Here is a 26,328-nt window from a genome sequence, read left to right as displayed (position 1 = left end):
CCGGCACTGATAAAACTTAGCATTTCCCTTTCAATTTCTGCATGTTGCGTTATTCTCAATATGTCTTCCAATACTAAAAATCTTAAAAAAGTTATTTATTCAATATTTGGTGTTCAGATTCCAGTTAATACTAATTTTTCAACATTGCTTGGTCAGGCATATGCAGCTTTGCAAATGGCAACACCTCAAAACTTTAAAACAGATAATGAGCCAGTAATAAAAGATTACGAGCGTGCTTTGTTTAAACTGGCATTATCTATTAATAGAGTTTGTAATTATGTGGTCATATAAAAAAATGATGGTAATAATGTACCATCGTTAGTTTGAAGTAAGATAAGTATGAACAAGAATGAATTAACTCAAGCAACAAAACCAACACGTACTCAACTTATTCGAGCAGTGACAACTTCTACGGCTATTGAAACAAGGCAGGAGTCTCGTCGTCTTGAAGAAAAAATGAAATCTAAGCGTGAGAATTTTGGGAACTTGAAACTCGCAGTCTAGCTCGCTTTCAATGCTTTATTAACCCAATATTTTATTGGTTCATAGTTAAGGTTTAATCCTGTCTGGATTGCTGCAATGTGCCCAAAGCAGACATCATCCCTGATTCATGGATTTAGCCTTAGTGTATCGTCTCGTAAGTTAAAAACCCCATTAGGTTATAAGTATTTTTTCATAAACATTGCAAATTAATAATGCAGATATGAAAGACTTATCTGTCAAAATAGGTTATGAACATAAAACTAATATTTACCATAATGTATATTTACATCATGGTGAAATAGTTTGTTAGAACGGATACAAAGCGTAAAGATACAAAAGGAATACATTGTGCTCAAAGATAACTTTAATGAATTACAAATTTTTTTTGCTGTTGCGAAGGAGAAAAGCTTTACCAAAGCTGCGGCTAAATTGGGCGTTTCTCAATCCGCTTTGAGCCATGCAGTCAAAGCATTAGAAGAACGTTTAAATGCACGGCTCTTAACACGCACCACACGCAGTGTCGCGGCAACAGAAATGGGGGAAAAGATTATTGCTTGTCTTGAACCCCGACTGGCTGACCTTAATCACGAGTTAGAGGCAATCATTCAGCTTAATGGAGTGGCATCTGGCAACATTCGCCTTTCAACAGGGGAGCATGCAGCACGCAGTCTTCTTTGGCCCAAACTCAAACCGTTTCTACGTGCATACCCAGATATTAATGTCGAATTGGTGGTTGATAATGGGTTTGTTAATATTGTCGATGAAGGTTTTGATGCGGGGATACGTTTAGGGGAAAGTGTTGATAAGGACATGGTCGCTGTTAAGATTGGCCCTGATATGCGACTAGCGATTGTTGGTTCACCGGGATATTTCGAATCTCAAGGCATACCACGAACACCTCATGATTTACAGCATCATCGTTGTATCAATATGCGACTGCCTACTGCGGGAGGATTGTATCATTGGGAGTTTGAGAAAGAAGGTAAATCGTTACGCGTTAGAGTGGAAGGGCAACTCACCTTTAATCTATTATCTGAACGAATTGATGCGGCACTGTCTGGCTTTGGTATTGCTTGCGTCCCCGAGGATACCATTCAAGAGCCCATCAAATCAGGAACGCTGGTCCAAATTTTAAGTGATTGGTGCCCGGCTTTTTCAGGCTATTATCTTTATTACCCAAGTCGAAAACAGCACCCTCCCGCGTTTGCATTATTGATTGATGCACTGCGTTACAGTGAGAAATAGGGGCTGGTAGTGTGAGATAAATGTATTGATGCCTACCAGCCTAAGATAAGTTTATCGATTAATTAGTGCTTGTAAAGCAGCAGGATAGCGCTCCCCAACAATTTTAACTGTTTCCAGCGCATGGGCAATTTTTTGCAAATCGTTATTCGTGAGTATGACATCGACAGCATTTAAATTTTCCTCTAAACGATGCAGTTTAGTTGTTCCCGGAATAGGAACAATCCACGGTTTTTGTGCCAATAGCCAAGCCAGTGCAATTTGTGCTGAAGTCACGCCTTTCTGGCTAGCGAGGTCAGCTAACAAAGTAACCAGTTGTGCATTCGCCTCTAACGCTTCTGTATTGAAACGCGGGACTTTGCTACGAAAGTCATCATCGTTAAATGTGGTATTCGCCTTAATTGCCCCAGTTAAAAAACCTTTTCCTAGTGGGCTAAAGGGCACAAATCCAATGCCTAATTCTTCAAGCACAGGTAATATTTCATCTTCAGGTTCACGCCACCAAAGTGAATACTCGCTTTGCAGTGCGGTGATAGGCTGAATGGCATGTGCCCGGCGAATTGTTTGAGCGCTGGCTTCAGAGAGGCCAAAGTGCTTTACCTTACCTTCCGCAATCAAATCTTTTATTGTGCCTGCAACATCTTCAATCGGTACATCTGGATCAACACGGTGTTGATATAGAAGGTCAATAACGTCAGTTTTGAGCCGACGTAGTGAACCTTCGACCGCTTCACGAATATGCTCTGGGCGGCTATTTAAAAGCTGCTGTTTGTTTTCATTACTGCAGTTGAAACCAAATTTTGTTGCAATAACTACGCTATCTCGAAAGGGTTTTAATGCTTCACCAACCACTTCCTCATTCAAGAATGGCCCATAGACTTCTGCGGTATCAAAAAAAGTGACCCCTCGTTCGACGGCTGTACGCAGCAATTCAATGGCTTGGCGTTTATCTGTGGCTGGACCATAACCGTGACTTAGCCCCATACAACCTAATCCAAGCGCAGAAACTTCAAGTTTAGAATTACCGAGAAAACGTTTTTTCATGATTGATGTCCTGATCATTAATTAGATTGTCTACATAACTAAACATCTAGCTTACGGCCAGCGAGCCATTCAACCATTGCAGGGTCGCGGTGTGAGAAAAATGCACTTGTTGCCGTATCCATTGCTGCGATTTGTGTCATTTCATTATCGGTTAGAGTGAAATCGAGAATGTTTATATTTTCTGTCATTCTGGTTTTACGAACTGATTTAGCCAGTGACACAATGCCTCGTTGAAATAACCAGCGCAGAACAACTTGTCCAACACTTTTACCGTATTTTTCACCGATAGCGATGAGTTGAGGATGTTGAAATAATCCATTTCTACCTTCAGCAAAAGGTGCCCAAGCCTCTGGTTGGATATGTTTACTCTGCATCCATGGCACTGCATGTAGTTGCTGATTGAATGGGTTAACTTCAACTTGATTGACCGCAGGAATAACTTTATTGAATGCAATAAGGTCAGCTAATCTGTCTGGATGAAAATTGCTGACACCAATTGCCCGAATTTTTCCAGCTTGATAAAGTTCTTCCATTGCACGCCACGCACCGTGGACATCGCCATAAGGTTGGTGGATAAGGTAAAGATCAACATAGTCGAGTTGCAGGCGACTTAATGAACGTTGAAATTGGGCTTTTGCCCCTTCGTAGCTAGTATCCTGTAGCCACAACTTCGTCGTAATAAATAAATCTTCTCGTGCTATTTGGCTCTGTTTTAATGCATTCCCGACTTGGGTTTCATTTTGATAGGATGCAGCGGTATCTATTAAACGATAACCGGTTTCAAGTGCGTCAATAACAGCGCGTTCACACTCGTCCGCATCTGTCATCTGAAAGACACCGAAGCCTAACAATGGCATTTCAACCCCATTGTTTAATTTGACAGTTTGCATAATGCGCTCCTTTTTATTTTCATTGGAATAAAGCATAGCGTAGATTTATTGATTAGATTAGAGGCTATAATCTTCTAGAGCTTATGAGTAGGATTCATAAATAATGATTCTTGCCCATAATAAGCGTGAATTATTGTAGATTTTTTTGTTCAATAAATTGGCTAACTAAATCTGCAATTTGAGTATTATTCAGATCTGAAAAAGGAAAATGTGTATTTCCTTTAATACCCATCTCTGGCAAATGGATAACGGTCACATCCCCACCATGTTGATTAACCACATCTCGCCATTCTCTTGCCATAGCAAGACGTACCCTCCAGCTATCTTGAGCAGGCATAGTGACAGGCTTATCGGGTATATTATCCCCATAGAAAATGATAATGGGGATTTTGGTAAGTGCCATGAAATCGTCTATTGGAACTGGCTCCCCCTTTAATGTATCGAATGCACTTGGCATTGGTGCTGGTAATTCATTTTCAGGAAAAACAAATCCGCTGCCAGGTTCAAAAGCGACAATCGCTTTGACCTTATTGTTTTTTATTGCGGTATACCAGCCGGGACCACCACCTTGTGAGTGTGTGAATAAAATCGCTGGGCCTGATTTATCCACTACAGCGGATAAAGCATCAGAAATAACATTCGTGTCAAAAAGCCCCGTGTTGGGAGTCATTTGGCGAAAATATTGATTTAACGCTTCTTTATCGTGAGAGAACTGCACATCTTTAAAATACTCAGGCCAGATACCGACGCGAAATTGATTGAACCACAATTGTTCATCAGGTTGTGGTGTTACTGTTCCTTCAATCGAACTTCTACCTGCATTACCACGGCGTGGTTGGTCAACAAGATAGGTTGAGAAGCCTCGGCGTAAGAAAATATTTTGAAAGCCTTCTCTACCATCAGGTGTACTTTCCCATGTACGAGATGATTGACCTGCACCATGGAGCATGATGAGTGGATATTTATGTGGATTTTCGGGAATTTGATAAAAAACTGCGGCATGATCGCCATGATAAGTTTGCCCCGCAGGCTCTAGGGGTTTTTTAGCATTGAACGTGCCTGCAGCTGTCGTAATGGAGCCACCCGCGGCAAAGCTGCCTTGCGCAGAAATCACTAAGGGTTCCGCATAAGTAGGTTGGGTTATTATTCCGCCAGCCATCATACAAAATAGCAGTAAATTTAATCCTTTCTTCATCTTTATTTCCTTTTGATTCAGTACAGTATAATTTTTAAATGATTAAAATTAGCTTACACTAGAAGCTAGCCATCCGATTACGGTTTCTGTTGTTCTTCGCTCTTGGCCACACTCAATAACCAGTGGTGTGACTCTTTGTGCTAAAGGTGCTAATTCAGCTAACACATCTTCACTGTCGCCTTTGCCATAGCCCCCATGAGTAATAAAAGGAATAAGCTTTTTATTCGCAAAATTGTGGGTACTCAGAAAGGTTTGGACTACCGGTGGGATGCTAGTTCCCCAAATAGGAAAACCTAAATAAATTGTCTGATAATATTCGAGATTGATGACGTTATTTTTTATCGCGGGTTTTATTGCTTGCTGGCGTTCTATTTGTGCTTGTTCAACAGTTTGAAAATAATCTTCTGGATAAGCGATTTCAGGTTCAATAACAAAAAGATCAGTATGTAAATTACGATGGATAACACCCGCAATTACTTTTGTGCTACCACTTCTTGAAAAATAAGCAACTAAGGTACGGCTATTTTTTGAATGACTCTCTGTATTCGCTAGCGCTTTAGGTAATGTCGCACTCACTAGGGTTAATCCGGCTAAAGCTGTTAATAACTTTCGTCGATTAAAACCATGTTCATCAGGCATGATCTATCCTCTTATATAAATAGTAAGGAGAATGAGGGTGATGGATGTGTATTTTAGCCCAGAGAGTACCAGCATTAGCGGTATTGATAATCGAGGATAATTTGATAGAGTCTATGAATTTAATTCATTAATAAAATAATGTGGTTACTATTTGTTCCTTAATTTCTTAAGATAGCCAAACTCTCACTAGATCTTATTTTGAATCTAATAGGGAGCGATGATTATCACAAGCTGTAGTTTCTTATGCTTTATGGTAAAAATCGAAGTGGTGGTTGCGAAGAATTATCTATAGGGTAATAAAATTAAAACACTAAACGGCATCTTCAATATTTACAACGAAACAATAAGTCGCTCACGATTTCAGACCTGCTGCGTAATCAGAGGCAGGATTAATTTTCCAGATACTCTAATCAGATGGCAATGTCGGTGTCGACTGATTCTACTTTGAGGACTCGAATATGAGCACCTTTTACCAATTGACAGCGAGGAGTCTTAGTGGCCAGCTTGTCTCTATGGCAGACTATGCCGGTAAGGTTGTTCTCGTCGTCAATACAGCCAGCCATTGCGGTTTTACACCACAATACAGCGGACTTGAAGCACTCTACAAAAAATACGCTGCTCAGGGTTTGGTGGTGCTTGGCTTCCCTTGTAATCAGTTTGGGAAACAGGAGCCTGGCAGCGCTGACGACATTGCACAGAGCTGCTACATTAACTATGGCGTGAGTTTCCCGATGTTCGATAAAGTGGAAGTCAACGGAGCCACAGCACATCCAGTGTTTCGCTATCTTAAAAATGAGCTGCCCGGTTTGCTAGGGAAGAGGATTAAATGGAATTTTACTAAGTTTCTGATCGGACGTGACGGCGAACCGATCAAGCGCTTTGCGCCGAACACAACCCCAGAAAAAATAGAAGCTGCAGTCCTTGCGGCACTTTTGAGATAACAACCATAATTAAATCTCTACATCACAGGAGATTTAATTATGTCTAAGTCACCGTGGAATAAAGATCGTATTATTGGGCAAAACGACCGCTTAAAGCATCTCATTACATCACTTTAAATACTGAGAAAAGAAGTGCCCCACCTCAGTGAAATGAGTTATAGCTTCGGATGCATTTGGGTTCATGTGGTACTGAGCATGAGATATTCCTTCAAATATCATTAAATTTGCATCAACGCCTGCTTGACGTAATTTTAAGTGCATACGAACGGTATTGCTTAAAAATAAATCTCGCGTGCCTGAGGTTAATAATGTGGGAGGAAATCCTGTAACGTCACTATAAACAGGTGAAAGCATTGGGCCTTTTAAATCATGCCCATTCGCATAAAGCTTTGCAGCATCACCTAACCAGCCATCATAGCTGACTAAAACATTATCGACGCCTTCATTCGTAAAATAGCTATCCCCAGTTTTTGTTAAATCAGACCAGGGGGTGCCAGGGGCTATAGCAGCAGGTAAAGGTAACCCAGCCGTCTTAATCCTTAACATAAGGGCTAGCGTCATACCTCCTCCCGCCGAGGTACCAAATACACCAATTTTATTTGCGGGTACACTTTTTAATAATGTTTGATAAGCATCAAAAGCATCATCTAGCGCAGCTGGATAAGGATGTTCTGGTGGCATCCGGTAATCAACCACAATGACTCGATACCCTGCGATCCCCGCCATATAAGTTGCCTCTAATGTCCCTGCTTCTCCCGCCCCAAGAACATAACCCCCCCCATGAAGATTGAGTAACACGCGGCCTTGATTTTCTTTTTTCATCCGTTTAGGGGTGAGAATAAAAATAGGCACGTTACCGAGTTTATTAGCTTCTAATGAAACTTCTAATTGTTGGCGCAACGCGGGTAATGTTGTTTCAATTGCAGTATCAAAATCTTGAACCCATTGATTCCACTCTTGTGCATTTTTAGGATGAACGTCCCACGAAGATGCAGGTTTGGCAATCAAAGACTGCATCTGTGTGCTGACCGTATTTGGAATAGGAAACTGACGAGTTTCGCTCGAAGAAAAAGCAAAGAAAGTCATCATAAAATTGACCAGTAAAGCAAACAGTATTTTTCTCAATGTATTTACCTCAATTGTGATTTAATGACTAAACAGGCTACAACTTATAAATTCTGCTGAAAGAAAATAGTGAGTTTATCGAAAGGGATCTTGCTTGGATTATCATATAAATCAACATGATCCGCATTTGGAATAATCAAGAGCTCTTTAGGGTCTGAAGCCACTTTGTACACATCTTCAGAATAATAACGAGAATGTGCATTTTCCCCTGCAATCAGCAAAATGGGTCTTGGTGATATCATTTCAATATTGGTATGCATTGGAAAATTAAAAAAAGATATAGGGGTTGTTGCTGTCCACGCGGTTGTCGAATTAATTGAACGAGGATGAAAACCTCGAGGAGTACGGTAATAATCAAAAAATGCGGCTAATACAGGCGGTGCATTCTCTGGCAAAGTCTCTGGTAAAACACGTTGTCCCTCGATAATATTGCCATCTTCATCGAATGGCACTTCATGGTAACCTAAAGCATAGTGTCCGTTTTTTGTATCTTTCCAGCGCTGTTGGCTAAGATAATCAATCACTTTATGTCGTTCTTCAATGGTGTAACTATCTTGGTACCCGCGGCTAATACTGCGAGACATATCGTACATTGATGCCGTCGCTACGGCTTTAATACGTGAATCGCTACTCGCTGCGGTTAAAGCCATACCACTTAATCCACAAATAGCTAGCACCCCAATACGACTACGGTCAACATTTGGCTGCAGACCTAAAAAATCAACAGCAGCACTAAAGTCTTCCGTATTGATATCCGCAGAAGCAACATTTCGAGGCTCCCCCCCACTTTCTCCAGTAAAAGAGGGATCAAATGCCAGAGTAATAAAACCACGCTCTGCTAATGTTTGCGCATACAACCCCGAAGACTGCTCTTTTACTGCGCCGAATGGACCACTCAATACAATCGCAGCAAATAACCTACTGGTATCTTTAGGTTGATATAAATCTCCGACTAAGGCTAAACCATAACGATTTTTGAATGTGACTTTTTTATGTTCAGCTTTATCACTTTTTACAAAGGTTTTATCCCATAGCTCACTGAAATTTGTATTTGGTTGCGCTAATGCTGGCGCTGTAATTATCGATGACATACTTGCAACAGCAATACTTGCGCCCGTTAATTTCAATAAATCTCTACGTTCATGATTCATAATATATATCCTCTTTTAGTCATTTCTTTGAATAAGCTTTATCACAGCTTGTTTTGGTGATGTAAATTGTAGGTATTCCAGCCCCTGGGTTATTTCTCCTAACTTAAACAACCCTGAGGAGTAACTAAATGGTTGATAAAAAATAGCGATATTCCCCCAAGGGGCATAATAAGTAATATCCCCAATCTCTGGCACAATCCCATTAGATGAATTTCGAGTGAGTAATTTTCGGGGAAGGTAAGCGATTTTTTCTGTGGATGAATAATCTGCTAACTCAACAGTGAGTGGTAATAAACTGATAAAATCACGCGTCATTTCTGAATCTTTTAATTCTGCCTTTATTATTTGCGTATCAAGACGAATTTCTATTAAATATACTTTAGGTTCTATTGGTAAATTACGTGCCAATAATGGCTGGCTGATACAGCCAAATACCAACAGAAAATAAAAATTTAATGGGGTAAGCCTATTTTTAAATAATAGATTCAACATATTATTTTTCCTTTTCAGCCTTTGCTGTGCATTGAACAAGTATTGCTGCGACTACAAGAAATAACGCACTGATTGCAAAGGTACTTTCATAGCCCAGCAAATCAAAGAATATGCCGCCAACCGAGGCGCCGCAGGCAATGGAAAGTTGGATTACAGCAACCATTAATCCCCCTCCCGCTTCTGCGCTATTTGAAAATATTCGAGGTACCCAGTTCCACCAACCCACAGGCGCCGCAGTCGCGATAAAACCCCAAATACTCAGTAATACGATGGCAGTAAGACTGGAATAGCCAAAGAAAATAAGTGATACAGCAATACTGGCCATCAATAGTGGAATGGCGATTAATGTTTGATAGAACCCTATTTTTAATACACCATTAATCAGTAGAGTTCCGATAAATCCCGTAATACCAATAAGTAACAAGATAAATGTCACCATCGAGATATCGACTTTTACTACGGTCTCAAGAAAAGGGCGCACATAGGTAAATAAGGTAAATTGCCCCATAAAAAATAATCCGATAGCAAGCATACCCAGTGTGATAACGCGGTATTTAAAGAAGCTAAAAATACTGAAAATCTGAGGCGTATTTTTATGACTACTAGAATCAGTTGGCATTGAAGGTAAACTCACCCATAACCACATAATCGTTGCCACGGCTATAGGCACCAAGCCTAAAAATGCCCCTCTCCATCCAATAGTTGAGCCTAAATAAGCCCCTAAAGGTGCAGCAATAACCGTTGCTAGCGCATTACCGCTATTGAAAATGGCCAACGCTTTAGGAACTTGGTCTATCGGTACAAGGCGCATTGCTGTCGCAGCAGACATAGACCAAAAACCGCCAACAACAACACCGATTAGCGCACGACCAATCATATAAATATAATAATTGGTGGCTAAAGCAATCATTGCTCCTGATACCCCCATTAAGACCGTAAGCCCTAGCAATAAGGTTTTACGATTTAAATGACGAGTAACTACAGAAATAAATAAACTCGTTATGACAGCAAATATTCCTGAGATAGTAATACCTTGTCCTGCCATTCCTTCAGTTACCTGAAAATCAAGCGCTAACGGCGTTAACAAGCTCACAGGCATAAACTCTGAGGCTATCAATACAAAAACACATAGCGTCATGGCAAAAACTGCACTCCAGTTCGCTCTTTCAGGAAAGTTTCGCTCTTGAGAAATGGCATTATCCATCGGTTATATTCGCTTATGTACCTACGATATTTAATGGACATCATCATGGCATACGGGTAATAATTTAATTAGTGGGTATAATCTTTATGAACTTGTGAGAAAAATTCATTAATAATGAAAAGTAAAATGAATGACTTGCACGCTTTTCTTATCGTTGCTCAAGAGCAAAGTTTTACAAAAGCGGCCGCAAGACTTGGTGTGACGCCTTCGGCATTAAGCCATACAATACGACTTTTGGAAGAACGCTTAGGGATTCGGCTTCTCGCAAGAACAACCCGAAATGTTTCAGTAACCGAGGCTGGCGCACAGCTAATGAATTCCATCCGCCCATTATTTGAACAGATTGATATTGAACTTAATGCATTAAGTGAGTTAAGAGACAGCCCTAGAGGGACTATTCGATTAAGTTGTACCGATGACCAAATAGAAATCTATATTCGACCGATATTGAAAAATTTTTTACAAAAATACCCTGATATCACAATAGAAATATATGTGGACTATGGCTTTACAAACATTGTTGAAGAACGTTTCGATGCAGGAATTCGAATTGGCGATGATATCAATAAAGACATGATAGCAGTTCGCATTGGGCCTGATTGGCGCTTAATTGCAGTCGCTTCACCGGAATATTTTAAACAGCGCCCTAAGCCTTTATTTCCTAAAGATTTATCTGAGCATCAATGCATCAATATTCGCCATCGTGCTGCGGGGGCTGTTTATGCGTGGGAATTTAAGCAAGATGGCCATACAACGAGTATAAAGGTGGATGGGCAACTCGTTTTCAATAGTACATTACACCAGTTAAATGCAGCGCTGGACGGAATGGGAATAGCCTATATTCCAGAACACTTAGCAGAGCCTTATATTACCAAGGGTAAGTTACAGGCTGTATTAATCGATTATAGTCCTTGCTTTGAAGGTTTTCACCTGTATTACCCAAACCGTCGCCAGTCCTCACCCGCTTTTATGGCTTTTATAGAAGCAATAAGGTACCGATTCAAGGAGCATCACAAATAAAGGTCAATATATTATCGCTCTCTATGTCTTTTTCGTATTATAGAGTTAAGTTTATTATATGAACAATGAGTCCACTCCTCGCTCAAAGCCTAAATTCACCAAAGCCAACGTTGCTTGGGTTCTTGCCAATTTCCTTCCCAGAGGTCAAAACGCTTGAGTTGTTAAAGTTTGTGTAGAACAACATCTTCCCCCACGGATGAGAGAGTTCTCTTCGGAATTCAAATACCAAAAAGGCCTTCAGCGACTGAAAAATTTCGCATTCTGATGTCAGTGATCCCAGCGTTTTTCTATTTTCTTAAGATCTGCTTTTACAATTAGTTGGAGCCCCATTAGCTTTTAAACTCCATAATTGACTAGTTTATCATCCAATTTTATAGTCAAATCATGGCTATCTATAAAAACTTATAGGTTACTTACACGAAATGGGTCTACAAATTCAAAATACCCACAATTGATATAATCTCACCACCCATTGAAAAATAGGGAAATAGATAAAAAGGAATATCTCAATGTTGTCTAAAGTCACTCGCTTATTCCCATTATGGGCTTTACTCTTATCAGTGCTTGCTTATTATATGCCGAGCTCATTTACTGGGATTTCCCCGTTTATTAGCTACTTGTTAATGCTAATTATGTTTACTATGGGTGTAACACTAAGAATTAGTGATTTTAAACGCGTAGTGACAAGACCAGCTCCTGTGATTATTTGTACCTTTATTCACTACTTGATTATGCCCCTAGCGGCTTGGCTTTTAGCTAAAGCTTTTGATATGCCTGCTGATCTTGCAGTTGGAATGATACTCGTTGGTAGCGTGGCAAGTGGAACGGCTTCAAATGTGATGATCTATTTAGCTCGCGGGGATGTCGCATTATCTGTTACGATTTCCTCGGTATCTACCTTGGTTGGCGTGTTTGCAACACCTTTATTGACACTGTTATATGCAGATACATCAATTAGTGTAAACGTCATGGGGATGTTGCTTTCTATTTTACAAATCGTGATTATCCCTATTATTGCAGGATTAGCCATTCATCATCTTTTCAGTGAAATAGTGAAGAAAATTGAGCCGTTTTTACCCTCTTTGTCGATGATCTGCATATTAGCAATTATCAGTGCGGTCGTTGCGGGTAGCCAAAGCCATATTGCCTCTGTTGGGTTTATGGTGGCTATTGCTGTAATATTACATAATGGAATTGGTCTGATTGGTGGCTATTGGGGCGGTCGTTTATTTGGTTTTGATGAATCAACTTGCCGGACTTTAGCAATTGAAGTTGGCATGCAAAATTCAGGGCTAGCAGCTACTTTAGGAGCTCAATACTTTGGTGCTATGGCTGCTCTTCCAGGCGCACTGTTTTCTGTTTGGCACAACTTATCAGGCTCTTTACTCGCTGGATACTGGCAGGGAAAACCAACTAAATAGATACTGTTTAAATTCTTATATAGACAGCCCCATAAAGTTAGACTGTTAATTAAGAGCCTTCAAGGACTGAGTTCTGTACTTTACAGAGCTTAATCCTTTTAATTTAATCTTGATTCTTTCATGACTATAATAATACCTATATTTTTGACAGCCCGTTCTATCATGATATGAGCACTTCAAGGTAGAGCATCACAATTCAAATTTTACTTAAGGGGGTATTTTCATACATACGTTGACATTAGATGCCCTTCCCTTAACCAAGATAAAATTTATTATAGACCTTAATATTTTTCAATCACCGTTTCTGCCTAAGACTTGCCTTCTAAGCTCAATTGATATGAGCTAAAAAATATATCACCCACAAAATATCAGTAATTCAATTATTCTCATTGAAACTGGAGAGTGAAAACTATAGTGTATGAAAGAAGCATTTACGCTATTTATTGGAAACAATAGAAAATATAGCACTATGCTTTTTAACAGGCTCTTTTCATGTGTTTTTTGATTTAGTCATAACTTGAACATTGAGCAAACTGAGCCCTTGCTTTTTCATTTAGTAACTAGGTAAATCTATGATTAAATTTTTAGAGAGCTTTTATTTCACATTATGCCTCGTAATGAGTTTTATTATTACTTATTACATTGCTGGCATTGATGCAACACTATGGAGTTCACTATCAACCCTGCATGGCTACACGATATTTAATAAAGCCAGTCAATATAAAAACATTACCTATTCACTACTATGTTCTTTTTTCATCTTTATAGGCTCTGCTTTGGGTTATTTTTTGGGTTTCGGCAGCCTATTTTTTGTAATTCTCTTCATAGCACCTTTTATTTACTACCAGTTTTACAATATAGACTCCTCATTAGATATGTCATTTAAATACCTTATGATTTTTTATATCATCGGGGCGACACTCAACAAATCTAGCTTTGATGGCTTAGTAATAGGCTTGTTGATAGGAACAATCATAACTCTTGCATTTTACTACACCATCAGTAACCGTAAAAAAATTACGATGTTCCAAATAAAAAAGTATATATCATTAAAAAAAGATAAATTATCATACAGCCTTATTTTCCAATCAATAATCTATTCTTTTGGATTGCTTTTATGTATTTTGGTCTCTAGAGCAATTAATATTGACCATTTCTTCTGGGCACCACTGACATATATATTTGTGTTAAACCCTAAATTAACTAGCATCATTAAGTTAACTAGAGATCGAGTTATTGGTACATTACTTGTTGTTTTCATTCTATATCTTACCTTTAACTTCACTGTCTTTATGCCGTATACTGGCTTTGCTTTGATATATCTATTTGCTTTTCTAATCCCGATAAGTAACAGCAAAAAAAATAACGTTTTTGGTACATTTTGCCTCACTGGGCTTGTTTTATCTTTAATAGAAATGTCAATTTATTTTAACCATATCGATTACCACCTTCTACCTGAAAGAATAATGGAAACATTGATTGGTGGTATATTTGCTATCATATGTAGCTATTTACTTAAACTAGCAACGCACAAAAAAAACGTTAGCCATATACGAAAAATACATAAAAGAACATCTGAAAATGACTAAATTGAAATTATTCTTATTTACACATAGAATTAAATTGCACTTATTAATAACTGTGCCAAATTAAAATCCATCATTGGAAATATAAAGGTAATTGATCAAGAATACTATAAAGCAATAAATAAGTTTCTTGGTATAACAAACGTAATTTTAGTTTTTTTTTGCTTGTATGTTTCTATATCTATTGATTTTTTAAAATTCTCATAGTGCTATCATCATGAGTATTTAACTGTATGATTTATAAAATCCATTCTGAATCATACAGTTATTTCATTAGACTTCCCTACGTTTATTTTTCCGTATAAGTTTCACATTGAGTTGAATATTACGCATTAAATGCTGATACTAACTGACTCGATACCATCCAAAAATACTCGTCCAATTTTCGGTTGTGAGGAGTGCGCTGAATATTTTATGTTTATCTTCTTTTTAAAAGGAGATAAACATGAATTTCATTGAGCTTCATAATCAAAATAAGCCCTTACTCATTGCGAATGTTTGGGATGCAAAGAGCGCAATTGCGGCGCAGCAGGCGGGCTATCAAGCATTAGGGACGTCAAGTGCAGCAATTGCCGATACATTAGGTTATGAAGATGGGGAGTCCATTTCTTTTGATGAACTATTTTATATTGTCACCCGCATTAAATCTGTTACTAACCTGCCGCTAAGTGTTGATGTGGAAGCTGGGTTTGGTGACACAGCCGAAGAAATTATCGTTAATCTTAAACGCCTCATTCAAGTTGGCATTGTGGGTATAAACCTCGAGGACAGCAAAGTTGTTGATGGGGTCAGGCACCTTAATGATGCAACAGAGTTTGCTTGTAAGTTAGAAGAAATCAGCGCTGCATTATCCCACGAAAATAACCCATTATTTTTAAATGTTCGTACCGATACTTACCTTTTAAATCATGAGCATGCATTGGAGGAAACGCTGTTACGTGGTCAACTTTATGAAGCAGCAGGCGCGAATGGGCTTTTTGTCCCATGCCTGACATTAGAACACGATATTGAGACTATTTCTAAATCAAGTAACTTGCCATTAAATGTAATGTGTATGCCTGAACTACCCACATTCGAGAGATTAGGCATGCTGGGCGTAAAACGTATTTCAATGGGAAATTTTCTTCATTCTGTTCTCCAATCAAACCTTAGTGAATTGATGCTAACTATCCAATCACAACAATCATTTGCAGGAGTTTTTGTTGATGAACGTTCTTGATAATGAACAATGTGATGTCTGGTATCAGGCATTACTCGAGCGTAATGCTGAATATACGGGTGTTTTTTTTGTTGGAGTCAAAACAACAGGCGTATTTTGTATTTCAGTGTGCCGGGCGCGAAAGCCTAAACGTGAAAATGTTAATTTTTATCGAGATTTTAAGTCTGCTTTAGATGCAGGGTTTCGCCCTTGCAAAGTCTGTCGCCCCACAGAAAATGCACATAGTGCACCACATTTAATTGAACAAGCGTTGGCGCTAGTGCGTGCTCATCCTAAAGCAAGAGTAAAAGATGCTGAATTACGGGCGCAGGGTATCAGCCCGGAACGGGTAAGACGATGGTTTCTACAAAATCATAGAATTACCTTCCAAGCATTTCAACGGATGCAGCGGGTTAATATCGCTCTTCAAGAACTTAAAAGTGGTCGAACGGCTACAGATGTTGCTTTAGATAATGGCTATGAATCTTTGAGCGGTTTTGGTTATACCTATAAACGCATTACAGGCACGGCACCGACGCAACATAGCCAGGTGATTATGATCCACCGTTTTACCACGCCACTTGGCCCTATGTTTGTTTGTGCCACTGAACATGGCGTTTGCTTACTCGAATTTACTGACCGTAGAATGCTGGAAACGGAATTTCGCGACCTTCAGCGATTGCTTAAAGCTCGAATAATTTCAGGGGAAAATGACCATACACGTCAGGCTGAAAAAGAGATTAACGAGTATTTTTCTGGGGCTCGCCAAAAGTTTGATCTGTGCCTCATAACCCCTGGTAGTGATTTCCAGCGTTCAGTCTGGCAAGCGTTATGTTCTATTCCCTATGGCCAAACGTCTTACTATCAAGCACTATCAGAGCAGATTGGAAATATCAAAGCAGTACGAGCAGTAGCAGCCGCCAATGGTGCGAACCGAATAGCTATCGTCGTTCCATGTCACAGAATTACTGGCAAGGATGGTTCAATGACTGGCTATGGTGGTGGCATAGCCCGCAAAGAATGGCTTATTGAGCATGAACGAAAACAACGCTTGAAAACGTAATATAAGCAGATTATTTAAATGAAACAGACTGGGAAATTCTCAGCTTTATATCCAGCTAATTAACCCTACTTTGTTATTCATAGTTTCCTAGTCAAACGCTTATTCACCACTAAATTTCGTCGCATAAGCCAATATACTCACTATTCTGGTGACTAACTCTAAATATGAATAGGCGATAAGAAGAAATTGTTTTATATTGTTTTTTATTTTTACTGTGCTTAATATTAAGGTAAGGATCCCCTAAATAATGCATAAATACTTATTGCTACCCATTATTATTTCATGCGGAATTATTTCTACTGGCTGCTCTGATAATAAAAAAGAAACTAATAATCAAAATAGCCAATTGATAACAGGCTTAATGTTTTTTGGCCCCATCAAGTCTGTTAAAGAAACGTTTAGTACTCCAGCTGATTACAACGAACAAAAAAGGCGCATTGCAGGAGATATGTTCATCGAATACTCCCGTGATAGCCTGTTAACTAACTATCAATACAATTCTGTTATATACACAGAAAAAAATGGCTCTATGTATTTTACTAAAATGGTGATGAATACATCATTTGATAGCAACACCCCTCTATCAAAAAAAATGAGCAGCACATTTTATGATAGGAATGATGCTCAACTTTTTAGCTTTAAAACTGATTTTTATTATAGTGTTAACAATGATAACCAAATTAACAATATCCGCACCATATCAAACAAATCTAGCCCAAAAACAAATATTCAACATGTATTCTGGGAAAACAACCGAGTTGACCAAATTAATGGTAAAGACTTTCAAGGGCTTAATACCTTGATAAAATACCAATACAATAAACAAGGTAATATAGTTGCTACAATTGATAGTGCAGAAAATAAAGACAAACCAAGTTTTAGCACCATAAAAAAAATGGAATATTATTATGATAATAATGGTTTCTTTAGCAAAATAATCGCTCAATTCTATGGTAAAAAGCTTGACTTCGAATATACCTATTTAGATATTACTTCATGCTTAGAGAATGATGCTCACGGCAATTGCCTTACCGCAGAAATTTCAAAATTCACCCCTGAAGGTAAACTGGAATTCATGACTATCCATAGATATGAATATCAATATTATTAAATAAGCGTCATTCTATAAAAATCATATTGAACCCACAAAGTAACCCATGATTATTAAACCGTGAGTTACTAAAATTGGATAGTAGCAATTTATTCTGTACTTAATTCTATTTTTAAATTAATAAAGGAAAAGATAGGTAACCATTTTAAATTACCTATCTCGAATGCGATGTAAGAACGCAGCGTTTACTTTTTATCTTCGATAATCATTGCCGCTGCGCGTTCGGCGATCATAATCGTTGGTGCGTTGGTGTTACCACTTGGGATCTCTGGCATGACAGAGCAGTCCACCACACGTAAGTTTTTAATACCGTGAACGCGTAAGCGTAAGTCAGTGACCGAATGGGTTGTGTCCGTTCCCATGCGGCAAGTTCCTACTGGGTGATAAACAGTTTTACAAAAATTACGTATAAATTCTTCCAATTCAGCCTCATCATAGTGCACAGAATCAGGCGGCATCAATACGTTTTGACTAACAGCCTGTAACGATGGCGAATTTAAGACATCTAAACCAAACTTAACCGCTCGCTTACACCCTTCCATGTCTTCTGGCGACGCAAGGTAGTTGGCATGAATTTTTAACGGCGCCAGAGGGTCTTTACTGCGTAATAAAATTTCGCCTCGGGATTTTGGTTGTAGATAACCCACTTTTAAGGTGAAACCGTGAGCGGCAGGTAACGGCTCGCCCGGTACATCATCCCAGCTATCTAAAATAGGGAGAAAATGAATTTGTACATCTGGACGACCTTGCTCACAACTATCTTTAAATGCCGCACCTTCAAGCACATTAGACGCTAATAACCCACTGCGAAATGCTATCCATTCGAAGCCATGCTTAATGGCGTTTAGGCCTTGATCCGCTCCAAATAAACTGATTGGTTGCTTGGTTGTCACATTAATCGACATATGCAGGTGGTCATGGAAATTTTTACCAACGGGTAAATTTGCCACTGTATCAATGCCTAATGAAGATAAATGCTCTTCTGGACCAATACCTGATAGCATCAATAATTTGGCTGACCCCATTGCGCCAGAGCAGATAAGCACTTCATTAGCGGCAATAGCCTCGACTTCATGGCCACTTTTCCCTTGATAAGCAACACCAACAGCGCAGCCATCCCGAATAATAATCCGATTCACTTGTGTGTTGAGTTTTAAGGTCAGTTTGTCACTCTTTTCTACTGATTTTAAATAGGTTTTTGATGTACTGGCTCTTTCACCATTGTGCGTCGTCGTTTGATAAAAACTGGTTCCTTGCTGGCTTTCACCGTTCAGGTCATTCACGTAGGACAACCCATGCTCTTGTGCCGCACGAATAAATGCCATAGAAAGTGGATGGCGATAGCGGTTTTCGCTGACGGGAAGTGGACCATCTATGCCATGATATTCTCCCGTCAGGCTTTCATTACGTTCTGCTTTTTTGAACCATGGCAATACGTCGTTGTATCCCCACCCTTCACAACCATATTTCTCTGCCCAATTATCATAATCCTGCTTTTGGCCTCGGATATAAATCATGCCATTAACGGAGCTACTTCCACCGAGGACTTTACCTTGGGCAATCTGCATTTTGCGGTTATTTGCATGGGGTTCTGGCTCAGTTTCATAAGGCCAGCTTTTTTGAGCGATGATTTTAGCGACCCCAGCAGGCATCTTAATAAACATATGGTTATCGCTTCCACCCGCTTCAAGTAGCAAAACGCGCGCTTGGGTTTCTTGAATCAAACGGGCAGCTAAAACGCATCCCGCGGAGCCTGCACCGACAATAATATAATCATATTTTTCTGTACTCATGATTGAACCTCACAAAGTGAAAATAACAATAAAAAAACATTAAATTAACAATAACCGTTTATTTTATTAATGTATTAATGATGCTCTCGTAATGTGATTTAAATCAAAAACAATTTCTTTATATACTAATTTAATGCAATTTAACCAATTGATATATAAAATATAATAAAACAAACCCCGCAAAGTGGAATAAATTATTAACATTTAAATAATCTACCTATACAACACACTGCTTAAGGTATTCATCGTTTATGACTCTATTATTTAACATACTCTCCACCAATCCAAACAAAGCAGTCTAGAACACACTGCTTCCCCAGCTTTCGTGCTAAGATTGAATACAAGAAAAACCACAACTCATTGATTTTAAATAAAATTAAACATCAATAACCATTTTCGGTTTTTATAACCAAAGTACTGTAATAAGTGGTGATAAATAATGAAAAATAGAATATTAGTGACGGGTGCAACAGGCCAAGTTGGTCGCTATCTAGTTCAATCTCTTCAAGAAAAAGGCTATCAAGACGTTGTTCTTGCCGTAAGAAACCCGGATAACGTCATTGATCTCCCTTATCCACTCGTTGAAATGGATTACAACAAACCAAATACCATCAAGCTGGCCCTTAATGGTATCGACTCAATTTTTATGATGACGGGCTATACCATTGATATGCTGCAACAAAGCAAAGTTTTTATCGACATTGCAAAACAGAGTGGTGTTCGTTACATCGTCCACTTAGGGGCTTGCGGTGATGATAATGCACAGGTTGCACATTGGGCATGGCATCAACTGATTGAACGCTATATTGAATGGTCTGGTATTCAATTTACACATTTACGCCCTGAATCTTACATGCAAAATTTATTAGGTTATCAGGGGGAGAATAGTACAGACAAAGGGGTGCTTCACTCTTATTTTGGCGACGCCATATTAAGTTGGGTTGACTGTGCCGATGTCGCTGAATTAGCCGCGCACTGTCTCATCTCACCAGAGCAGCATTATGGGCAAGTGTACCGTTTAGGTTACGAAAATAAAACCTATTCTCAAATAGCCGCCTTGCTGACAGATGAATTAAACCTTCCATTTCGCTATCAAGCAAATGACCCCCAAGAATTTTGGGACTTCGCGCAATCAAATGCGCTTGAACTCGCTTATATGAAAAGCATCTACGACCATTATGTGGCATTTACTGCGGGGGAGTTGTCTCGCGAAGGAATGGTATTTGATAATTTCCAAAAAATAACCAAGAAAGCCCCTGTCAGTGTTAAAGAGTTTTTAATTAAGCATCAGGACTATTTTAAATAGAGCCTAGCAATTGAATACGTTAGCCTGAATGCAAAAAAGCCCACCTACGTGGGCTTTACAACTAGTTATATCAATGTGTTAGCAAATTACCAGAACAACGCATATAACACACACAAGATAACCATAATTGCGTAGGATGCGATATTGAACCCTGTTGATGTTTTAAACGTTTCAGACGTTAAAACAATCGCACCATGACTGTCATCTTCTTTTGAAGTTGTTAGGCTGATTAAACCAATAACTACAGCGGTGAAGAAGAAGGTGTACATCATTTGGTCAAGGAATGGCATTCCTAGTGGCATTAGTTTTAAGAATAGTGCAAATGGGATGGAGAGTAGCACACCAATAATTGCACCTTTCGCATTGGTTTTCTTCCAGAATAACCCCAGCAAGAATACCGCTAAAATCCCTGGGCTGACTAGTCCTGTATACTCTTGAATATATTGGAAAGCTTGGCCAATATTTCCAAGTAACGGCGCAATAAAGCAGGCAATAATTAACGCCACAACCGCACTGATCCGCCCAACATTCACTAATTTATGGTCAGCTGTCGCAGGAGCAATATATTCTTTATAAATATCCATAGTAAAAATGGTTGCCACAGAGTTCAGCATTGAAGCTAACGACGAAACAATCGCAGCGGCCAACGCAGCAAATACGACACCTTTCGCACCAACAGGTAAGAACTGCGTTAACCATGGATAAGCTTTATCCGCCTGTGCCAAGGTTGGCATATGCTCTGAAGCCATAGTCCCTAAACCAGCAAGTAATGCGGGGTCAGAGACAATCACAAATGCAGCAATCCCTGGAACCACTACCAGAATAGGCACAATGAGTTTTAAGAATGCCGCAAACACGAGGCCTTTTTGTGCTTCACCAATCGATTTAGCAGCCAATGCACGTTGAATGATGTATTGGTTAAAGCCCCAATAATAAAGGTTTGCTACCCAAAGGCCGCCAATCAGTACCGCAATACCCGGTAAGTTACTAAATTGTGGATTATCTTGGCTCAAGATCATTTCAAAGTGTGCTGGTGCTTCACTTGCCATTCGACTCATACCAGCAAACAAACCTGCATCGCCACCGATATAGCTCACCGCCATAATCGTGGTTAAGAAACCACCGAGGATCAGAAAGAAGACTTGAACCACGTCGGTCCATGCAACCGCAGATAAACCGCCATACAGGGAGTAAATAACCGCAAATAATGCTAAACCAAAAATAGCGTAATGCATTGGAATACCAAGAATAGTTTGTAATGCCAATGCGCCTAAGTACAGTACTGACGTTAAGTTAACAAAGATAAATAAAGCCAGCCAAAATACCGCTAAGATGGTTTTTAATGTTTTATTAAAGCGTTTTTCAACAAACTCAGGAATAGTGAATATACCTTTATCTATAAATACAGGCATAAAATATTTAGCAACGATAATCAGCGTCAATGCTGCCATCCATTCATAAGAAGCAATGGCTAACCCGATAGAAAACCCAGAGCCTGACATACCGATAAACTGCTCTGCGGAGATATTTGCTGCGATTAAAGATGAACCAATTGCCCACCATGGCAATGTTTTCCCTGCTAAGAAGTAGTCTTTTGTTCCTTTTTTTTGCCCATTTTTATCTCGGGATACCCAAAGCCCGACGGTAATAATGATTAGCACATACAGGATAAATATCCCGTAGTCTAAAGTGCTTAATCCAACACCTTCTGTCTGCATAATAAATTTCCTTCGCCAAGTGATAACGAAGTTAGTGTAAACGTTACCACAAAATAACTCCGTTATGTGAATCACATATTTTCACAATCTTCTTACTTATGGCTATTTAACACGTTAAAACTCAGTAAATCGGCTAGGATCAATGTGTTCATAAAGATAAAAGAGGCGATTTAGATGAGAATAAATCTGTGGCACCTACAAAGGCGTGATAAACATCAAAAATAAATGTAAACGTTATCATGAAATACGATTTTTAATATTTATCACGACGTAGGAATTACGAATGCAATGGGCGAACAGAGTTTCGTTGTACTAAAGTAGGCGAATAAATTAAGTTATCACCCGAGATTTTTTCACCGCGAGCAAGAGAAAGGGCTAGCTGTGTAGCTTTTTCTGCCATCATTTGAATCGGATAGCGGATTGTGGTTAAGCGCGGATGAATATAACGTGCGATTAATACATCATCAAAACCAATCACGGACACCTGATCAGGTGCATTAATTTCATTTTCATCGAGTACCGCAATCGCCCCCGCAGCCATGAAGTCGTTATACCCGACTACTGCGGTTATTTCTAAAGATTTAGTGAGCAAATTAGTCATGGCTTGTTCACCGCCTTCACCATAAGGCACGCCGTACTCAATATAGCTATCCGAAAGCGTGATACCGTTATTTTTCAAGGCATCACGGTAGCCTAATAAACGCTGTACTGCATCTTCTATTTGATGGTTCGACGAAATGTAAGCAATTTTAGTATGACCATGGCGAATAAGGTGTTCCGTTGCTAAATACGCCCCTTTGTAGTTATTCAACGAAATGCAGCGATTGCCAATTTCCTCAATATGGCGATTTATCAGTACCATATTGGGAACCTCTTTCGCATATTCAATTAATTCGTCATCAGAAAGGGCTTTGGAGTGGATAATCAGCGCATCACAACGGTTATTGATCAGCAACTCGATTGATTGCCGCTCTTCTTTTGCATTGTGGTAACCATTGCAAATTAAAATATGTTTGCCATTTTTGTGAGCCACTGCATCGACGGCTTTAACCATAACACCAAAAAAGGGGTCCGAAACATCGTTGACTAACACACCAATAGTGTTTGAACTTTGATTGACGAGGGCACGTGCAGCAGCGTTCGGGCGGTAGCCAAGCTTATTCATGGCTTTATTCACTGATTCAATCGAGGCTTGACTCGCCTTTGGTGACTTATTGATCACCCGTGAAACAGTTGCAACGGAAACGCCCGCCTCTTTCGCTACATCTTTGATTGTCGCCATCGTGCACCTCTACAATTAGGATGGCTTATTAAACAATGTGCTAGGATTAAAAACAATGGCATAACGCATAATTAAATTGTTTAAATCAAAAGAAAACACCGCCAAATCGCGGTGTTGAACATGCAAAACACTATGTTTAGAAAATAAACTGGTAACACGTTTCACTAATATAAACCTGTCCAGGCTGTGAAATCGGGCTGTACTTAGCCCCCCACTCAGGGTGGTTTACTGCATTAGGAGGAAATTGCGTTTCAAATGCAACCCCTGAATAAGGTGCATATTCTCCCACTTTTCCTGCCACTGAAATTAAATAATTCCCTGTATATAGCTGCATTGATGGCATCGTTGTTAAAACATTCATTTGCACATCCCCGTTAGGAGAGCGTAGCGATGCAACGGGGTGCTGGCCATCAGTTAATGTTTCTTCAAGAATAAAAGTGTGGTCATAGCCTCGAGCCGCTTTTTGGTCTTCATCTTGTAAAAAGTCTCGGCCAATTGTTTTTACACAGCGAAAGTCAAAATGTGTATTGGCCACGTTTTTCCATTCTCCCGTCGGGATGCCGTCTAAATCAGTCGGTAAGTAATAGCCGCTCTGGATTTCAAGCTCATGATCTAATACGGTTTCGCCCGCCCCTTCCCCCGCAAGATTAAAATACGTATGGTTTGTTAGGTTGACTGGGCATGCCTGTGTTGTTTGGTATTGATAACGAATAACAACTTGATTTTCTTCTGTTAATTCATAACTTACCTCAACCATTAGCTCCCCTGGAAAGCCTTGGTCGCCATCTGGTGAAATGAGCGAAAAAGCCACTTGGTGTGCATTTTGCTGCGAAATACCCCAGACTCGATAACTAAAATTATCTTTTCCGCCGTGTAAGCAATGTCGGCCTTGGTTATTTGTGACGTTATGTCGTTTCCCATTAACCGAAAATTGCGCATTTGCAATACGGTTTGCCACACGACCTACCGTCGCCCCGAGATACACCGCCTGCTCCTTTTGTTTGGCGATATTCGGTGAACCTAAAACAACGTCACGTTGTCCACTTTCGAGCGGTAAAACACAACTTAGCCAACTCGCCCCTAGGTTTGTCAGAGTAATTTGCATCCCACTGCGATTGGTTAACGTCACAACAGTAGGTGCAAGTGGCACGGAGTCAATCTTTTGCATAAACAATCCTTTGTCTCGAATTAAATAACACCTGCGCCTTGACTTGGTTGGCACACATAAATATCTGCATGTAAACCTGTTGCATCTGCGTATTGGGCTTCAACCGCATTGATGACAGGCTTAACAAGCTGCTGTTGCATCAATGCAACCACACAACCACCAAAACCGCCACCCGTCATGCGTACACCACCTTGAGAGCCTAAAACTGATTTCACGATATCCACTAAAGTATCAATTTCTGTAACAGTAATTTCAAAATCATCACGCATAGAAATATGCGATTGTTCCATTAATTGACCAAGTAACAGTAAATTGTTTTCTGTCAATGCTTTAGCGGCTAATAACGTGCGCTCATTTTCGCTAATAACATGCTTTGCGCGCTGAGCAACAAGGGGAGGCAATAAATGCTGTTTCTGTACAAAGTCTTTATAGCTCATATCACGCAATGCTTTAACGCCAAAGGTTTTCGCCGCTTCTTCACATTGTTGACGACGCGTGTTGTATTCACTCCCAACCAGCCCACGTTGTTTATTTGAATTGATTATCATCACAACCAAATCATCAGGGATAGAAATAGGAAACAGTTCTAAGCTACGGCAGTCAATCAATAAAGCATGCCCTTCGTCCCCACAGGCAGAAATGAGTTGGTCCATAATGCCGCAATTGCAGCCGACAAATTGGTTTTCTGCCTGTTGACCATTAAGCGCAATCTCTTGCTGGCTAATATCTAACTGATACAAGCTCTTAACTGTCTGCCCTATCACCACTTCTAATGAAGCCGAAGAGCTCAAACCCGCGCCTTGTGGCACATTTCCACTAACCGCAATATCACAACCGTTAAATGAAAAACCACGTTCTAATAAGAACTTAACCACCCCACGGATATAATTCGCCCACATTTTTTCAGGTAAAAATGTAATTTCTTCGTCTAGGCTAAATTCATCACAGTCATTTTCATAATCAGCAGCAACAACGCGAATAATACGATCTGCACGTTTTGATGCAGCTGTCATAGTTTGGTAATCAATTGCACAAGGTAAAACAAAACCATCGTTATAATCGGTATGTTCACCAATCAAGTTGACTCGTCCAGGTGCTTGCACATAGATTTCCGCTGGGTAACCAAATGTTTTTTCAAATGAACGAGCAACCGTCTGTTTTAGTAATTCCATTATTGTGTTCCTTAATCATAAAATTGATTTGCTCGGAAAATAAAAACCAAACAAATATTAATTAGGTGTATTTCTATCAGTGTA

23 protein-coding genes and 1 pseudogene are annotated in these 26,328 nt (G+C 39.5%); 10 read left to right on the top strand and 14 right to left on the bottom strand.

Annotated features, from left to right (window positions below; all coding sequences use genetic code 11):
• Positions 1-60: 60 nt before the first annotated feature.
• Positions 61-291, top strand: a complete 231-nt coding sequence (locus tag ABWP91_RS09550) for a hypothetical protein (RefSeq protein WP_353243072.1) — start codon at positions 61-63, stop codon at positions 289-291.
• A 540-nt stretch (positions 292-831) separates the two neighbouring features.
• A complete protein-coding gene (locus ABWP91_RS09545; RefSeq protein ID WP_353243071.1) occupies positions 832-1,728 on the top strand; it encodes a LysR family transcriptional regulator in 897 nt (298 codons plus the stop codon).
• Positions 1,729-1,779: 51 nt separating this feature from the next.
• On the opposite strand, the gene ABWP91_RS09540 is transcribed toward ABWP91_RS09545, so the two are convergent.
• The 4 genes from ABWP91_RS09540 to ABWP91_RS09525 all read right to left on the bottom strand — a co-directional run bounded on the left by ABWP91_RS09540 (position 1,780) and on the right by ABWP91_RS09525 (position 5,493).
• Entirely contained in the window at positions 1,780-2,769 is a 990-nt protein-coding gene (locus tag ABWP91_RS09540) for an aldo/keto reductase (RefSeq protein ID WP_353243070.1), read from the bottom strand.
• Between the two features lie 38 nt (positions 2,770-2,807).
• Positions 2,808-3,659: an aldo/keto reductase gene (locus ABWP91_RS09535; RefSeq protein WP_353243069.1), complete on the bottom strand. Its 852-nt coding sequence runs from the start codon at positions 3,657-3,659 to the stop codon at positions 2,808-2,810.
• Between the two features lie 130 nt (positions 3,660-3,789).
• The gene (locus tag ABWP91_RS09530; protein ID WP_353243068.1) at positions 3,790-4,854 is read right to left on the bottom strand and encodes an alpha/beta hydrolase; all 1,065 of its coding nucleotides are present in this window, start codon (positions 4,852-4,854) and stop codon (positions 3,790-3,792) included.
• A 48-nt stretch (positions 4,855-4,902) separates the two neighbouring features.
• Positions 4,903-5,493: a flavodoxin gene (locus ABWP91_RS09525; RefSeq protein WP_353243067.1), complete on the bottom strand. Its 591-nt coding sequence runs from the start codon at positions 5,491-5,493 to the stop codon at positions 4,903-4,905.
• A 458-nt stretch (positions 5,494-5,951) separates the two neighbouring features.
• On the opposite strand from ABWP91_RS09525, the gene ABWP91_RS09520 reads away from it, so the two are divergent.
• A complete protein-coding gene (locus ABWP91_RS09520) occupies positions 5,952-6,434 on the top strand; it encodes a glutathione peroxidase (RefSeq protein WP_353243066.1) in 483 nt (160 codons plus the stop codon).
• A gap of 108 nt (positions 6,435-6,542) precedes the next feature.
• Here the strand turns inward: ABWP91_RS09520 and ABWP91_RS09515 are convergent, their stop codons facing one another.
• Genes ABWP91_RS09515 through ABWP91_RS09500 form a run of 4 tightly spaced genes read right to left on the bottom strand, consistent with a single transcriptional unit; the run spans position 6,543 to position 10,406 of the window.
• Positions 6,543-7,559 carry an alpha/beta hydrolase gene (locus ABWP91_RS09515; protein WP_353243065.1) on the bottom strand — a complete coding sequence of 339 codons (1,017 nt, stop codon included), beginning with the start codon at positions 7,557-7,559 and terminating at the stop codon, positions 6,543-6,545.
• A gap of 44 nt (positions 7,560-7,603) precedes the next feature.
• The gene (locus ABWP91_RS09510) at positions 7,604-8,710 is read right to left on the bottom strand and encodes an alpha/beta hydrolase (RefSeq protein WP_502935802.1); all 1,107 of its coding nucleotides are present in this window, start codon (positions 8,708-8,710) and stop codon (positions 7,604-7,606) included.
• Positions 8,711-8,725: 15 nt separating this feature from the next.
• Positions 8,726-9,202, bottom strand: coding sequence for a cyclophilin-like fold protein (locus ABWP91_RS09505; protein WP_353243064.1), 477 nt, complete (start codon positions 9,200-9,202; stop codon positions 8,726-8,728).
• Position 9,203: 1 nt separating this feature from the next.
• The gene (locus ABWP91_RS09500; RefSeq protein ID WP_353243063.1) at positions 9,204-10,406 is read right to left on the bottom strand and encodes an MFS transporter; all 1,203 of its coding nucleotides are present in this window, start codon (positions 10,404-10,406) and stop codon (positions 9,204-9,206) included.
• 111 nt (positions 10,407-10,517) lie between these two features.
• On the opposite strand from ABWP91_RS09500, the gene ABWP91_RS09495 reads away from it, so the two are divergent.
• Together ABWP91_RS09495 and panS are read left to right on the top strand one after the other, a co-directional pair.
• Entirely contained in the window at positions 10,518-11,426 is a 909-nt protein-coding gene (locus ABWP91_RS09495; RefSeq protein ID WP_502935805.1) for a LysR family transcriptional regulator, read from the top strand.
• A gap of 509 nt (positions 11,427-11,935) precedes the next feature.
• Positions 11,936-12,847: a ketopantoate/pantoate/pantothenate transporter PanS gene (gene panS / locus ABWP91_RS09490; protein WP_353243062.1), complete on the top strand. Its 912-nt coding sequence runs from the start codon at positions 11,936-11,938 to the stop codon at positions 12,845-12,847.
• Positions 12,848-12,892: 45 nt separating this feature from the next.
• Here panS and ABWP91_RS09485 read toward each other — a convergent pair.
• Positions 12,893-12,988: pseudogene (locus ABWP91_RS09485) on the bottom strand (IS3 family transposase); the annotation flags it as partial.
• Between the two features lie 431 nt (positions 12,989-13,419).
• On the opposite strand from ABWP91_RS09485, the gene ABWP91_RS09480 reads away from it, so the two are divergent.
• The 4 genes from ABWP91_RS09480 to ABWP91_RS09465 all read left to right on the top strand — a co-directional run bounded on the left by ABWP91_RS09480 (position 13,420) and on the right by ABWP91_RS09465 (position 17,805).
• Positions 13,420-14,436 (top strand): FUSC family protein, encoded by a 1,017-nt coding sequence (locus ABWP91_RS09480; protein ID WP_353243061.1) that lies wholly within the window; start codon positions 13,420-13,422, stop codon positions 14,434-14,436.
• A gap of 442 nt (positions 14,437-14,878) precedes the next feature.
• On the top strand, positions 14,879-15,652 hold the full coding sequence (locus ABWP91_RS09475; RefSeq protein ID WP_353243060.1) for an isocitrate lyase/PEP mutase family protein: 774 nt from the start codon (positions 14,879-14,881) through the stop codon (positions 15,650-15,652).
• Positions 15,639-16,694, top strand: coding sequence for a bifunctional transcriptional activator/DNA repair enzyme AdaA (locus ABWP91_RS09470; RefSeq protein WP_353243059.1), 1,056 nt, complete (start codon positions 15,639-15,641; stop codon positions 16,692-16,694). The genes ABWP91_RS09475 and ABWP91_RS09470 overlap by 14 nt, the downstream gene beginning before the upstream one ends.
• A gap of 247 nt (positions 16,695-16,941) precedes the next feature.
• Positions 16,942-17,805, top strand: a complete 864-nt coding sequence (locus ABWP91_RS09465) for a hypothetical protein (RefSeq protein WP_353243058.1) — start codon at positions 16,942-16,944, stop codon at positions 17,803-17,805.
• Between the two features lie 185 nt (positions 17,806-17,990).
• Here ABWP91_RS09465 and ABWP91_RS09460 read toward each other — a convergent pair whose 3' ends face one another.
• Positions 17,991-19,598, bottom strand: coding sequence for a GMC family oxidoreductase (locus ABWP91_RS09460; RefSeq protein WP_353243057.1), 1,608 nt, complete (start codon positions 19,596-19,598; stop codon positions 17,991-17,993).
• 439 nt (positions 19,599-20,037) lie between these two features.
• On the opposite strand from ABWP91_RS09460, the gene ABWP91_RS09455 reads away from it, so the two are divergent.
• Entirely contained in the window at positions 20,038-20,904 is an 867-nt protein-coding gene (locus ABWP91_RS09455) for an NmrA family NAD(P)-binding protein (protein WP_353243056.1), read from the top strand.
• An 86-nt stretch (positions 20,905-20,990) separates the two neighbouring features.
• Here the strand turns inward: ABWP91_RS09455 and ABWP91_RS09450 are convergent, their stop codons facing one another.
• The 4 genes from ABWP91_RS09450 to galK form a co-directional block, all read right to left on the bottom strand.
• A complete protein-coding gene (locus tag ABWP91_RS09450; protein ID WP_353243055.1) occupies positions 20,991-22,622 on the bottom strand; it encodes a sodium/sugar symporter in 1,632 nt (543 codons plus the stop codon).
• A 277-nt stretch (positions 22,623-22,899) separates the two neighbouring features.
• Positions 22,900-23,904, bottom strand: a complete 1,005-nt coding sequence (locus tag ABWP91_RS09445; RefSeq protein WP_353243054.1) for a substrate-binding domain-containing protein — start codon at positions 23,902-23,904, stop codon at positions 22,900-22,902.
• Between the two features lie 136 nt (positions 23,905-24,040).
• The gene (gene galM / locus ABWP91_RS09440) at positions 24,041-25,072 is read right to left on the bottom strand and encodes a galactose-1-epimerase (protein ID WP_353243053.1); all 1,032 of its coding nucleotides are present in this window, start codon (positions 25,070-25,072) and stop codon (positions 24,041-24,043) included.
• Between the two features lie 20 nt (positions 25,073-25,092).
• The gene (galK, locus tag ABWP91_RS09435; protein ID WP_353243052.1) at positions 25,093-26,244 is read right to left on the bottom strand and encodes a galactokinase; all 1,152 of its coding nucleotides are present in this window, start codon (positions 26,242-26,244) and stop codon (positions 25,093-25,095) included.
• Between the last annotated feature and the right edge of the window lie 84 nt (positions 26,245-26,328).

Origin of the sequence: Providencia sp. (assembly GCF_040396775.1) — a bacterium.
GTDB lineage: Bacteria > Pseudomonadota > Gammaproteobacteria > Enterobacterales > Enterobacteriaceae > Providencia.
Note: the sequence above shows the minus strand (reverse complement) of the source record. Positions and strands in the feature narration are given on the sequence as shown.

What these genes read in the sequence shown, in the direction of transcription:
- ABWP91_RS09550 (WP_353243072.1), top strand. Translation starts at nt 61, where the DNA reads ATGTCTTCCAATACTAAAAATCTTAAAAAAGTTATTTATTCAATATTT.
- ABWP91_RS09540 (WP_353243070.1), bottom strand. Translation starts at nt 2,769, where the DNA reads ATGAAAAAACGTTTTCTCGGTAATTCTAAACTTGAAGTTTCTGCGCTT.
- ABWP91_RS09535 (WP_353243069.1), bottom strand. Translation starts at nt 3,659, where the DNA reads ATGCAAACTGTCAAATTAAACAATGGGGTTGAAATGCCATTGTTAGGC.
- ABWP91_RS09530 (WP_353243068.1), bottom strand. Translation starts at nt 4,854, where the DNA reads ATGAAGAAAGGATTAAATTTACTGCTATTTTGTATGATGGCTGGCGGA.
- ABWP91_RS09525 (WP_353243067.1), bottom strand. Translation starts at nt 5,493, where the DNA reads ATGCCTGATGAACATGGTTTTAATCGACGAAAGTTATTAACAGCTTTA.
- ABWP91_RS09520 (WP_353243066.1), top strand. Translation starts at nt 5,952, where the DNA reads ATGAGCACCTTTTACCAATTGACAGCGAGGAGTCTTAGTGGCCAGCTT.
- ABWP91_RS09510 (WP_502935802.1), bottom strand. Translation starts at nt 8,710, where the DNA reads ATGAATCATGAACGTAGAGATTTATTGAAATTAACGGGCGCAAGTATT.
- ABWP91_RS09505 (WP_353243064.1), bottom strand. Translation starts at nt 9,202, where the DNA reads ATGTTGAATCTATTATTTAAAAATAGGCTTACCCCATTAAATTTTTAT.
- ABWP91_RS09500 (WP_353243063.1), bottom strand. Translation starts at nt 10,406, where the DNA reads ATGGATAATGCCATTTCTCAAGAGCGAAACTTTCCTGAAAGAGCGAAC.
- panS (WP_353243062.1), top strand. Translation starts at nt 11,936, where the DNA reads ATGTTGTCTAAAGTCACTCGCTTATTCCCATTATGGGCTTTACTCTTA.
- ABWP91_RS09480 (WP_353243061.1), top strand. Translation starts at nt 13,420, where the DNA reads ATGATTAAATTTTTAGAGAGCTTTTATTTCACATTATGCCTCGTAATG.
- ABWP91_RS09475 (WP_353243060.1), top strand. Translation starts at nt 14,879, where the DNA reads ATGAATTTCATTGAGCTTCATAATCAAAATAAGCCCTTACTCATTGCG.
- ABWP91_RS09470 (WP_353243059.1), top strand. Translation starts at nt 15,639, where the DNA reads ATGAACGTTCTTGATAATGAACAATGTGATGTCTGGTATCAGGCATTA.
- ABWP91_RS09465 (WP_353243058.1), top strand. Translation starts at nt 16,942, where the DNA reads ATGCATAAATACTTATTGCTACCCATTATTATTTCATGCGGAATTATT.
- ABWP91_RS09460 (WP_353243057.1), bottom strand. Translation starts at nt 19,598, where the DNA reads ATGAGTACAGAAAAATATGATTATATTATTGTCGGTGCAGGCTCCGCG.
- ABWP91_RS09455 (WP_353243056.1), top strand. Translation starts at nt 20,038, where the DNA reads ATGAAAAATAGAATATTAGTGACGGGTGCAACAGGCCAAGTTGGTCGC.
- ABWP91_RS09450 (WP_353243055.1), bottom strand. Translation starts at nt 22,622, where the DNA reads ATGCAGACAGAAGGTGTTGGATTAAGCACTTTAGACTACGGGATATTT.
- ABWP91_RS09445 (WP_353243054.1), bottom strand. Translation starts at nt 23,904, where the DNA reads ATGGCGACAATCAAAGATGTAGCGAAAGAGGCGGGCGTTTCCGTTGCA.
- galM (WP_353243053.1), bottom strand. Translation starts at nt 25,072, where the DNA reads ATGCAAAAGATTGACTCCGTGCCACTTGCACCTACTGTTGTGACGTTA.
- galK (WP_353243052.1), bottom strand. Translation starts at nt 26,244, where the DNA reads ATGGAATTACTAAAACAGACGGTTGCTCGTTCATTTGAAAAAACATTT.